This window comes from Croceicoccus mobilis, assembly GCF_001661965.1.
Taxonomy (GTDB): Bacteria; Pseudomonadota; Alphaproteobacteria; order Sphingomonadales; family Sphingomonadaceae; genus Croceicoccus; species Croceicoccus mobilis.
This window is the reverse complement of sequence record NZ_LYWZ01000025.1, coordinates 248209-260467: the sequence shown is the minus strand read 5'-3', so window position 1 is coordinate 260467 and position 12259 is coordinate 248209. Positions and strand designations below refer to the sequence as shown.

Below are 12259 nucleotides of genomic sequence, written 5' to 3'. Positions count from 1 at the left end.
TTAGAAATTGTAGCGAACGCCTGCCGCATAGCGGGCAAAGCCCGGCGATGCGAAATAGACGGTGTTGTCCGAACGGCGATGCCCGCGGCGGCTTTCGCCCGTCAGGTTGATCGCCTCGACAAAGACCGAAACGCCCATGTCGAATTCATAGGAAGCGCTGGCGTCGATCTGCCAGTACTCCTCGACATAGAACGGGTTCGGACCGGTGCCGCCCAGGAACTTGTCGCGCCAGTTCCACGCGACGCGGGCCTGAAGCGGTCCCTTGTCGTAGAAACCGACGAGATTGGCGCTGTCCGACAGGCCCGTCAGCGCGAACTGCGTGACATTATAGGGCTGCGTATTGTCGTATTTCGCATCGCCATTGACCATGGTGTAGTTCGCGATGACGCCAAAGCCGGTGTCCCAGAAGCTGTGCTGCACCGCGAATTCGAGACCGTCGATGGTCGCCGTCTGGTCGGAATTGACCGGCTGGGTAACCTCGAAGCGCATCGGATCGTCTTCGGGCAGCGACAGGATCGACCCCGTGGTGAAGCCATTGGTGTCGGTGCCCGTGGCAATCGTCGATTCCGGATAATTGTCGAAGATGTACTGCCGCACCTCGGTCAGCGGGGCATCCGCGCCCAGCGCCGCATAGGCAGCCTCCACACGCGGACCCGATGCCGGGTTGGTCACACCGTCGATGAAGACATTGGCGCGGCCCGATCCGATGAAGTTCTCGACGTTCTTGCGGAAATAGCCAATCGAGACATAGCTCGAGGGGCCATAGTACCATTCCGCCGAGGCGTCGAAATTCTCCGACTTATACGGCAGAAGGCCGGGATTGCCCTGCGAACCGGTGCCGTTCTCGATACGCGGATTGGGATCGATCGACTGGCCGCCCTGAAGGTCGGCATAGCTCGGCCGGGTGATCGTCTGGCTATAGGAAGCGCGGACCACCACATCGTCGATCGGACGGAAATCGAAGTCGATCGAGGGCAGCCAGAAATCATACCCGCCCTTGAGCTGCGAATAATCGTCCGGACCGTAGTCGATGGCGAATTCATTGACCGAAACCCAGCGGATCGTTTCGGGGATCGGCACCAGTGCCGAGCTGTCGACATCCGTGTTCTCGTAACGAAGACCGGCGATGACATGGGCCGGGCCCGCCATCAGGTCGAATTCGTTGTTGAACTGGATATAGGGCGCCCAGGTCGTTTCCTTGATCCGGCGGTCGGTGTTGTAATCCGCAAGGCAGGTGCCCGAAACGGCCGCCGCGTCACAGATGCCGAACTGATCGTCGAGGATCGTGACCATGTCTTCGAAATTGAAGCCATAGAAACTCTGGATCATCGCCGGATCGTTCGAACCCGACAGGCCGGAGAACTTGTCCGGCAGGCTGATCTCGTAAAAGATGTCGTCCGGAATATCGCCCGGCCCTGCGCCCGGAATGCCGCCCCATGTCTCGTTCTGAAGGAAGCCATAGGCGCTGCGGACCTTGTTCTCGGTATAGGTCGCGCCGAAGTCCACGCTTTTCAGGAAGCCCATGTCGGCGTCGTAACGGCCGCTGATCTGCACCTGGCGGATCTCGTCCTTGAAATAGGCGTTGCGGAACGCCTGCCCGGTCGCGAAACGTTCGGCCGGGTCGTTGGGGTCGATGCCGTCGCCGGGCGTGTAATAGATGACCGGCAGGTCGTTTTCGAAATTGATGCCCTGTTCGGCCAGGCCAAAGACGGCAGTGCCAACGGAAACCGAGGTGCCGTATTTGTTCGTCGGCTTGGATTCCGCGCTGGAATCATGCGCGTCGAGCGTGAAGCTGAGGCGGTCGGTCGGCTCCCATTCGAGGTTGAAACCAAGCGATTTGTTGATCGAACGATTGGCTACAAGCGCGCCCGAGTAAGACAGGTCGGACCACCCCGCGGGATCGGTGCCGAAGTTTTCCGAATAGAAGATCGGGCCCGCCACCGGACCATCGGTCCATGCGCTGGAGGTGTTGGCGAAGTTGAACCAGATGCCGACATCGCTCGAACGCGCCTCGACCGTGTTCTGGCTGAAGGTGTAGTCCAGTGTCGCAGTCAGCGTGTCGGTCGGCTGATACTGCAGCACGGCCTGCCCGTTGATGCGTTCGCGGTCGATGTCGGTCAGCGTATAGCTGGCGTTCTGCGGAACGGCATAGACATCGTTAGGGCCGGGACGGTTGGTGATCTGGTCGTAACCGGCGCTGCCTTCCTGCGCCAGGCTGCCCCAGTTGTTTTCGCTGCCCAGATAGCCGTCGCGCCAGCCGACGCTCGCCGTGTTCACGCTCGCCTTGCGGTCCTGGTAGGAACCGGCGACGAGGATGCCGATGCGGTCATCGGCAAAGGTGCTGGACAGGATGCCCGACACTTCCGGCGTGATCGGATTGCCGCTGTTGCGCGAACTGTCGAGCACGCCCTTGACCGCGACGCTGCCCGAAAGACCGGGTTTGTCGAGCGGACGCGGGGTGCGGATGTTGATGGTCGAGCCGATACCGCCCGAGGGGACATCGGCGCGGCCAGTCTTGTACACTTCGACCGCGGCAACGCCTTCCGACGCGAGATTGGCAAAGTCGAAGCTGCGCGAGGACGGCGGGCTGGCACCATCGCCCAGCGTCGAGGTCGGCATCTGGCGACCATTCAGCGTGACGAGGTTGAATTCCGGACCGAAGCCGCGAACCGTAACGGTCGAGCCTTCGCCATTGGAGCGGTCGATCGACACGCCGGTGATGCGCTGGAGCGATTCCGCGAGATTGGTATCGGGAAACTTGCCAATGTCTTCTGCCGAGATAGCATCGACAACGCCCTGCCCGTCACGCTTGATATTCATCGCGTCGCGCAGCGACGCACGAATGCCGGTAACGACGATGACGTCATCGCCGGCAGTTGCCTCTTCACTTTGGGTCTCGGCCGTATCCTGCGCCATGGCGACAGCGGGAAGCGCCGCCAGAGCCAGAGCGGATGCGCCGGACAAGAATCGAATCGAAGTTACGCGTGAGCTACGCGCCATAGTCCTCTCCCCTGCACTGTGCGCCCGGCCTCGTGCCGGGTTCTGCAAATACTGCGACTCGGATTAATCCCGAGCTCGCGTTGTGAACGTTCACTTGAACGTTCTCTTTTGCAGAGTCAAGCGCCAGCGGCCTGCTCTATGCCAATCTTCCCACGGGGTTAAGCAACCCGCAAGCAGCGATGCGTTATACCGTGAACATGAAGGGAGCGAACGCCAGCCCGGCCAAATCGGGACGACGGCGAGACGCGATCGAGGCCCCTGCCGGCCTTTGAATGGCCGACAGGACGCATGATGCGCCCCGCCCGCCGATATGCCGGGAACACCCGCAGCCACGACACGCTCTACCGACACGCAAGAGGAGATGCCTAACCTTGGCAGACGGACCCGCCAAAGCCAGAAGAAAAGGACGACGCAGGCTCGTCGCAACGGCGATTGCGGGTGCGGGAATATTGGGTCTGGCTGGTGGCGCCATCGGCGGTGCGGCAGGCACGTGGTGGGTGCTCAACACCATTGGCACGCCCAAGATCTCTCCGGCGGCGAAGAACGCAGTGCTCGAATATGACGCGATGCCCGAAGAAGGGCTGCGCCCTGTCGACATCGCGGGGCTTCGCCGCAATGGCACCCCGCTGAACCCCTGCGTAATCTCTTTCCTCGAAGAGCAGGAAGATCTGATCGGCAGCGCCGACTGGCGCAAGGTTCGCTTTCATCCAGAATTCCGCAATGACGACATCATCAATGAGGTCGCCTTTGCCCGCGGTGTGCTGGGCATCACCCGCCAGAACGACATCTATATCGCCGTGCCCAAGGAGCCTTCGAACCTCGACCAGTTGAACGAGCGGTTGTTCTTTCACGAGCTGGCCCATGTCGCGCAATATGCCGCCGGGCTCGACATCGGCGAATATGCGACCAGCGCGGCGGCCAGCTATGCTGGCGGCGAGGAAATGAAGAACAATGATTACGAACAGGACGTGCGCGACAAGGAAGCCGCCCTGCTCGACGCGTGGTACGCCAGCGAGCAGCGGCTGGTCTGCCACCCTGACGCCGCCGACAATCCGGACGTGCGCGCCGAAAGCGAGCGCCCCGTGGTGCAATTCGCGATCTTCGACACGAAGAACGGTGAGTACGAGATCGTGAAGGACACCCTGTTCGAGGGGCGCGGTTTCGCCCTTCCAACCCATCCGAAACTGCCGACCGAGCCGGAAACGGACCCCGACGAGGAAAACTGAAGAGGGCGAACCAGAAATTAACCGGGCGGGAAGTGGCTTGGACACTTCCCGCCCGGACGAGGGAACCGGTCAGTCTCGGGTCGCCCCGATCGAAACTTATTTCGCGGCGAAGCTTTCGTAGTCGACGCCCAGCTGTTCGAGATAGGAATCGTACTTCGACGGGTCGTAGTAGTACGGGGTCATCTTGGGGCGCATCTGCTCCATGATTTCCTTGTTCAAATGGATGCCGGGCATGTCCTCGGGCGTAAGCACCGGGTCATATTTGCGTCCTTCGGCAAACTGTACTTCCTCGCGATATTTCTTCGCTTCGGCCAGCAGATCAGGCGAAGTGAGAAGATCGAGCGTGGTCAGCGCCACCGCCTTGGCCCCGGCAACCGCGCCCTTGTGCGCGACCGGCGTCGCCATGGCGAGCGCGGCGGTCTGGTGGTGCCCGGTCATGTTGGGAATGTTCGAGGGGAAGCGGATGGTAATCGTGGGCAGCGCCCACATGATGTCGCCGATGTCGTCCGAACCGCCGCCCAGTGAGAATTCGGGCGGTTCGCGCAGGTCGTTCACTTCCGTTCCCAGCGGCTTCAGATCGCGGTCGAACGCTTCCTGCATCGCCTTGGTAAAGCCCTGGTCGGCAGCCGACCACTTCGGCATGCCGACCATCTCGATGTTCTTCTGCGCAGCCTCGGCGATCGGCTTGCTCGCCCATTGCGGCGCGGCATAGCCCAGGATCCGGTGCGACACGGTGGTGTCGGTCGCCATTGCCGCCGCTTCAGAGATCTTGTTGCCGGTTTCATACAGGTTGCGGATCGAATCGAATTCACGTTCGCGGAAATAATACCAGACCGATGCCACGTCAGGGACGATGTTGGGCTGCCCGCCGCCATTGGTGATGACATAATGCGAACGCTGCGTCGGAAAGAGATGTTCGCGGCGGAAGTTCCACGCGATATCCATGATCTCCACACCGTCGAGCGCGCTACGGCCTGCCCACGGCGCGCCCGCACCATGCGAGGAGCTGCCCTTGAACGTATATTCGACCGAGACCATGCCATTGCCGCCGCTTTGGCCATAGCTGGTGCCGAAACCGTTGGAGACATGGGTGAAGATGCACGCGTCATAGCCTTCGAACATGCCTTCGCGCACGAAGAACGCCTTGGTCGCCAGCAGCTCCTCGGCGATGCCCGGCCAGATCATCAGCGTGCCGGGGATATTGTCCTTCACCATGATGTCCTTCACCGCCAGCGCGGCGGCGACCATGGCGGGGATGCCGGAGTTATGGCCTTCGCCATGGCCCGGCGCGCCTTCGACCAGCGGCTCAAGTCCGCCCGTCGCGGGCTTCTGGCTGAGGCCGAGGAGACCATCGACGTCACTGCCCAGCGCGATCTTCGGCCCGCCCTTGCCGTGGGTCCAGGTCGCGGTCCACGCGCTGGGGATGCCGGCGGCGCCCTTCTCGATGGTGAACCCCTCCTTTTCGAGGATGGCGGTCACATATTCCATCGTCTGGAATTCCTGGAAACCGGGCTCTGCGAAGCTGAAAATGGAATCGACCATCTCCTGCACCAGCTTGGCGCGCGCATCGACGCCGGCCATGGCCTCTTCCTTCATGGGAACGGGGGCCTCGGCATGGGCGGCCGTCGGCGCTAGCGCCACGGGGGCGGCGGCGGCGATGGCGCAGGCTGCGGCGAAATGGCGCAGGCGAAGTGAAATCATGGAATTGCAATCCTTGGACTGGCAGTTGTCTTGAAAACTTGAAAAAGGGTGCGCGGAGCCGTTTCGGGGACGGCTCCGCGCATGCCCGGATCAGAGTTCGACCCGGAAGCCGAGGCGGAAAGTACGACCCAGCGTGTCGTACAGGCTGCGATCGGTGCGCGGATAAGCCGCGACATTGTTACCGCCGACCGAACCGGCACCGTAGATGTACGGGTCCTTGTCGAAGAGGTTCTTGACCGCGAACAGCAACTGGGCGCTGGTCCCTTCCAGATCGAACGAATAGGTGAAGTTCGTATCGAGATAGAAGGCGCCGGCACGGTAGTTGTTGTTGATCGTACGCGCATCCGGATAGGACAGCGGGCAGTTCACCGTACAAACGACATAGTCGTTGCTGATCACGCCATCATCGAACCCGCGACCCACGATCGAGGTACGGAAGCCCTCGTATTCATAGGATGCCGACAGGCGATAGCGCCAGCTGGGCAGACCCGCGCCTGCGGAATCGACCGGATAGCTCAGGCCATCGTCCGAAACGTTTTCGATGTAGTGGGTGGCCACGGCACGAAGCGACAGGTCGCCCGGACCAAGCGGAGTGCGGTAGTTGGCCTCGAAGTCGATGCCGCTGACCTTCTGCTTGGCAAAGTTGAACAGCGGCAGATCGATCGTCGCGATGTCGAGGTTCTGGCCGGTGCTGAAACGCTGCCCGCCGGTGTACTCGATGTTGAGGCACTGCTGCGCGATCTTTTGCTCATAGCAGAAGAGCACGGCCTGTTCAGCGCTCAACGAGCCGATGGCGTCCTTCAGGTCGATGTTGAAATAGTCGGCCGAGAAGGCGAAGCCGGGCATGAACGTCGGGGTGAAGACCGCGCCGATACCGATCGTCTTGGCGACCTCGGGATCGATCTGCGGGTTACCCGTCGCGCTCTGCACGAACTGGTCGGATACCGAAGCGCCGGTGACATTGCCCGCGCCATCGAGCAGCGGACGGCTGATCGCATTGGTACGCGCGGTACCGGTTGCGAACAGGTCGAGCAGGTTACCGGCGCGGATGTCACGCGAATAGGTCGCGCGCAGCTTGATGTCGTCGATTACCTGCCAGACAAGACCCAGCTTCCACGTGTTCACTGTGCCCGAGCTGCTGTAGTCGGTCAGGCGGAACGCGCCGTTGAATTCGGCCCCGTCGAAAAGCGGGACGATCGCTTCGACATAGGCTTCCTTCACATCGAACGAACCATTGTCGGGCTTGTAGTTACCGTAAAGCCAGCGCTCTTCGTACTGCAGCGGGTCGAGGTTGCTCTTCAGCGATTCCTCGCGATATTCGGCGCCGAAAGCGATCGAGAGCGGGCCTGCCCACAGGTCGATCAGGTTCGGCATCGAGAAATTGACCGCTGCCACGTCCTGCTTGATGACCTGATTACGGAACGGGGTCAGCTGGAACAGGTAATCGACCGCTTCCTGCGTCACGCCGCCGATACCGATCCGATTGATCGGAACACAGCCCGGCAGGTCATTCGTGGCATCGCCATCGATGTTGACACGGCAAACGATATTGCCGGTCCCGTCGTCGACAGCGTCGGTCATCGCAGCCAGACGCGAGTTGAGCCAGGTGTTGATCAGGTTCTGATCAAGATCGGCGCGACCCATCTGATAGGACGCGTCCCAGTTCACACCGCCGAGCAGGTCGAATTCGCCTTCGGCACCAAAGAGATAGCGCTCAACCGTACGTTCATTGGCGCCGCCCGCTGCGGGGATACCCGCGTTGGAAGTGCCGATCGTGATCGAGGAGATATCAGTGCCATTCGCGAGATTATAGGCGTTGACCTCGTCCACCAGCGACTGCGGCAGATAGGGGTTGTCAAGCTGGATCGTCGCGGACGAAGGCGTCTGCTGGTAATAGCTGCGGCCCTTGAACCGGTTCCACGACACCTGCGCAAACACTTCGAGCGTCGGTGTCACTTCGAAACCGACACGGCCGAAGAAGCCAAGGCGCTGCTCATGCGAAGCCAGCGAGTTCGACCCGAAGTGGTAATCGTCGAGCAGATAGTCGCCGCCGATGGTGTAGCGACCGGTGGTCTGGCCATAGGCGAACTGGTTGACCGAAGCTTCGCCGGTCGTGGGGCTGATGGCGCCGAAATAGGTTCCCTTGAACGGGCCGCTGGTGATCAGGCCGCCCGGTGAGAGGATAGCCTCACCAATGCCGCTGCCCCAGATACGCTCAGGCTGTCCGTTGCCGATCACATAGTCCGGATTGTCGACGATGAAGGTGTGCGTGTTCCAGTCGCGATCGATGGTGTCGACGCCGGTTTGATCGAAATATTCCACGCTGCCGATGACATGCAGGCGATCATCCATAAGGCTGGTGCCGCCGGTCAGTTCAAGCTTGTGGTTGGGCACGTCGCCATAGGTGGTGATGCCGTATTCGTAATTGGCCTTGAACCCTTCGTATTCGCGGTCGAGCACGAAGTTCACGACGCCGGCAACAGCGTCCGAACCGTACACCGACGATGCACCGCCGGTCACGACCTCGACGCGCTTGATCAGCGATTGCGGGAAGGTGTTGATGTCGACCAGGCCGGCAGCCGAAGAGGTAACCGAGCGGCGACCATCGAGCAGGACGAGCGTGCGGTTGCTGCCCAGTTCGCGCAGGTTGAGCGCGTTGATGCCCGAGTTCGAACTGGAAAGGCTGCCCGAGTTGCTCTGCGCCGTCTGGCTGCCAGCAACGGCAGGCAGCGAGTTGACGAAATCGGAGATGTTGGCCGGGGCCTCGGTCGCGATTTCCTCGGCGCTGATGACGCTGACAGGCGTCGGTGCGTCGTTACCGTCGCGCACGATGCGCGAGCCGGTGACCACGATCGGTTCCTCGGCGTCCTCGGCATCCTGAGCCATGGCCGTTCCCGGCATGAACATCAGCGAACTTACGCTCGCCGCGCCAGCCAGAAGGATGTTCCTCGAAAATTTACTGCACGATTGCGGTGCAATCCGCCCGTTAACTGCATTCATAGACCAACTCCCTGATCAGTCAGAAAAAGTCGATCCTCCCCCACTCTTTTGCCCGGGGGTTGTCCGTCCCATTTGCGGTCTAGAATAATCTTCGACCACAAACCCCCCTGTCAGAAACATTTATATTTCAAAAACGATGGGGATTTGCGGCTAAATTAATACAAAATTCACGGCCCGTTGCAGGAATACAGCGCCAAACGGGATCAGCGCGCCGGATATCCAATCCTCTTTGCCAAATCTTCGGGCATTTCGAGTGTCAGAACGTATTCGACAGCACGACAGGTGCGATTCGGCGATGCGCGACCTCGCGCAGCATGAAGCTGGTGCGGATCTTGGACACATGCGGCAGATTCGACAGCTCGGTGCGATAAATTCGGTCGTAATCGTCGAAGGAGCGTACCGAGATCAGCATCATGAAATCGTTCTCGCCCGATATGAAACTGCAGAATTCCATGGAGGGACAGTCGAGCACCGCCTTTTCGAATTCCACCAGCTTGTTCTCGGCCTGGCTGCTCAGCTCGATCAGCACCAGGACCTTGATCGAATAGCCAAGGAGGCTCGCGTCAATGTCGGCGGCATATCCCGTGATGATCTGGCGATCCTCCAGGATCTTGCGCCGCCGCGCGGTCGCCGTGCTGGAAAGATTGACCTTTTCGCCGAGCGTGACGTCCGGAGCGCGGCCATCCTCGACCAAGGCCCTGAGGATTCGAAAGTCCGTATTATCAAGACCGTGCAAATTGTTTTCCGTCATGAATTCAGTTCCCCGCGCAAGAATCCTGTGTGAACATCCGGGAAATTTGTCGATTTTGGTAGGAAACGCAAGCAGACCGCTGCTATTCATGTTGCGCCGCAACACGCTAGCGGCGGGTAATTTCGCGTGGGGGTCTCTGTGAAAACTCGATATCTGAATGGCATGCGACTTTCACTGGTCGCATCTGCAGCAATGTTCGCAAGCCTTTCACCCGCACATGCCGAAGAACCCCTGCTGAAGACCGCCGTCGATGTCGCCAAAGGCACGGTCAGCTTCGTCCTGCCCGAACCCGACGCCGATGGCTCGGCAGGCTGCTATATATATGCAAGCACGCTAAGGAGCGGTCTTGGCTCGGCCCGCATCCGCCTTGATCGCGGCATGATCGGGGAAGAGCAGCTGCTGTGCTTCCAGCGTTATGGCGGCAAGGTCGCAGTGCGGTTCGAGAACCCGAAATTCCGCGCCAGCGGCGATGCCGGAACCGAAACCGGCGCGCAGGAAAGCTTTGCCTTTTCCATCCCCGCGATGCTGCCGATCCTGAACACCGGCAAGGACGGATCGCTCACCGTCGACATGGCGCCGTTCCTTGCCAGCGACGTGATCGGCATCGGCGATGCGCTGAAGCGCGGCGGCGGCAGCTTCCGCTTTGCGCCCGGCCAGAGCGCGGTCGATGCCGGATCGCTCAAAGCCTTTCCCGACAATATTGAGATCGATGCGGTCCAGACCTTCACCTCCGACAATCCGGGGAGCGAGGTGAAGCTGATCGCGCCCGATGCGAAATCGACCAGCTATGTGGTCCACCACAGCTTCATCCGCCTGCCCGAACCCGGCTTCGAACCGCGCCTTGCCGATCCGCGCGCGCCAGTGGGCGGGCCGGTCGTTTACGACTATGGCAGCGCCCTTGGCATGCCGCTCGCGATCCAGCTTGCGGCAAAGTTCCGGCTGGAGAAGGCCGATCCCACCGCCGAACGGTCGACAGTCAAGAAGCCGATTGTCTTCTACATCGACCCTGCAGCGCCCGAACCTGTACGAACCGCGCTCGTCGAAGGTGTGAACTATTGGCAGGAATCCTTTGAAAAGGCCGGCTTCATCGACGCCTTCCGCGCCGAAGTCCTGCCCGAGGGCGCCGATCCGATGGACGTGCGCTATTCCATGGTGAACTGGTCCAACCGCCTGACCCGCGGCTGGTCATACGGCGGCGGCATTCGCGATCCGCGGACCGGAGAGATCATCAAGGGCAATGTCGTCATCGGCGCCCTGCGCGTCTGGCAGGACATCGCGATCTTCGAAGGGCTGGTCGGCACGGCGCAGAACGGCACTGGCGGTCCCAATGATCCGGTTCGCGCCGCATTGGACCGCATCCGCCAGCTCGGCGCGCATGAAGTGGGCCATGCTATCGGCTTCATGCATAATTTCGCGGGCAGCACGCAGGATCGCACCACGGTGATGGATTACCCGCCGCCGCGCATCAAGCTGACCGACGGGAAGATCGACCTTTCCGACGCCTATGCCAAATCGGGCGGCGCGTGGGACGATTTCTCGGTCGACTGGCTGTATGGCCAGCCCGCTCCCGGCGTGAACCCCGATGCCGCCGCGGCGGAAAAAGCGCTTGCGATCAAAGAGGCAGGCGTCGCTTTTGCCACCGACATCGACGGGCGCGACATCGCCCTTCCCAGCGCGCTGGCCAGCATGTGGGACGATGGCCCCGAACCTATCGCCGCGCTCGACCACATGGTAAAGGTGCGGGACATCGCGCTTTCCAATTTCGGCTATCAGACGCTTCTTCCCGGTGAACCCAAGGCGAACCTCAGGCGCAAATTCGTGCCGATCTGGCTGCTGCACCGCTATGATGTGGAAGCCGCAGGCAAGCTGATCGGCGGCATGGATTACGAATATGCCGTGGTGGGGGACAATCATCCCGATCCAAAACCCGTGGCAGGCGCAACCCAGACCGCGGCGATGAACGCGCTGATCGACCTGCTTTCGTACGAGACGCTGACCGTGCCCGACCGGCTGGTGCCGCTGCTGTCCGCGCCGGTGACGCGCCTGCCCGATCAGCAGTTCAACATCGAGGTCATGCCCAATGCAGGCGCTGCCGCCTTCGATCCGCTGGTCGCGGCGGATATCGGCGCACAGCTGCCGCTGGAAAGCCTGCTTGCGCCCGAACGGCTGACCCGCATGCTTGACCAGCATCGCCGCGATCCTTCGATCCCCGGCCCCGCCGAACTGGTCGCCGCGCTGGATGCCAAGGTCGTGAGCGTGCGCCCCAATGCCATTGCGCGCCGCATCGCCTATCGCACCGTGCTCACCATCGCCGAAGCGGCGATGGACAAGAACACCGCGCCCGGTGCCGCGGCCATTCTCGACGATTACCTCACCCGTCTCGGCAAGAGGCTTACTTCGCCCGCCAGGGGCGATGGTGCACCTTGGGCCAGCTTTATGGCGACCGCGCTTGGTGATAGGGAAAGATTGATTGCCCTCGTTGGTGAAAAGGAGGCGGTTCCCGATGTACCACCCGGCATGCCCATTGGCGGCGACACCGGCTGGTTCGTCGACTGACCTCCCGACCCAATCCGTCTAGTGG

At 61.3% G+C, this 12259-nt stretch carries 6 protein-coding genes; 2 read left to right on the top strand and 4 right to left on the bottom strand.

Annotation, left to right across the window (positions count from 1 at the left end):
• Positions 1-2964 (bottom strand): TonB-dependent receptor, encoded by a 2964-nt coding sequence (locus tag A9D13_RS15390; protein WP_308420376.1) that lies wholly within the window; start codon positions 2962-2964, stop codon positions 1-3.
• 407 nt (positions 2965-3371) lie between these two features.
• Between A9D13_RS15390 and A9D13_RS15385 the strand changes: the two genes are divergently transcribed.
• Positions 3372-4226, top strand: coding sequence for an eCIS core domain-containing protein (locus A9D13_RS15385; RefSeq protein WP_172808192.1), 855 nt, complete (start codon positions 3372-3374; stop codon positions 4224-4226).
• A gap of 96 nt (positions 4227-4322) precedes the next feature.
• Here the strand turns inward: A9D13_RS15385 and A9D13_RS15380 are convergent, their stop codons facing one another.
• The 3 genes from A9D13_RS15380 to A9D13_RS15370 form a co-directional block, all read right to left on the bottom strand.
• On the bottom strand, positions 4323-5927 hold the full coding sequence (locus tag A9D13_RS15380) for a peptidase dimerization domain-containing protein (protein ID WP_066775614.1): 1605 nt from the start codon (positions 5925-5927) through the stop codon (positions 4323-4325).
• Between the two features lie 90 nt (positions 5928-6017).
• Complete coding sequence (locus tag A9D13_RS15375) at positions 6018-8813, bottom strand: TonB-dependent receptor plug domain-containing protein (protein WP_229665336.1); 2796 nt, start codon at positions 8811-8813, stop codon at positions 6018-6020.
• Between the two features lie 370 nt (positions 8814-9183).
• Positions 9184-9678, bottom strand: coding sequence for an Lrp/AsnC family transcriptional regulator (locus A9D13_RS15370; protein ID WP_066775872.1), 495 nt, complete (start codon positions 9676-9678; stop codon positions 9184-9186).
• Between the two features lie 162 nt (positions 9679-9840).
• Here A9D13_RS15370 and A9D13_RS15365 point away from each other — a divergent pair, with 162 nt between their 5' ends.
• The gene (locus tag A9D13_RS15365; RefSeq protein ID WP_066775607.1) at positions 9841-12234 is read left to right on the top strand and encodes a zinc-dependent metalloprotease; all 2394 of its coding nucleotides are present in this window, start codon (positions 9841-9843) and stop codon (positions 12232-12234) included.
• Positions 12235-12259: the final 25 nt, after the last annotated feature.

Bases quoted from the DNA above. Each gene is read 5' to 3' on its own strand.
- A9D13_RS15365 (WP_066775607.1), top strand. From the start codon at position 9,841: ATGCGACTTTCACTGGTCGCATCTGCAGCAATGTTCGCAAGCCTTTCA.
- A9D13_RS15380 (WP_066775614.1), bottom strand. From the start codon at position 5,927: ATGATTTCACTTCGCCTGCGCCATTTCGCCGCAGCCTGCGCCATCGCC.
- A9D13_RS15370 (WP_066775872.1), bottom strand. From the start codon at position 9,678: ATGACGGAAAACAATTTGCACGGTCTTGATAATACGGACTTTCGAATC.
- A9D13_RS15375 (WP_229665336.1), bottom strand. From the start codon at position 8,813: ATGGCTCAGGATGCCGAGGACGCCGAGGAACCGATCGTGGTCACCGGC.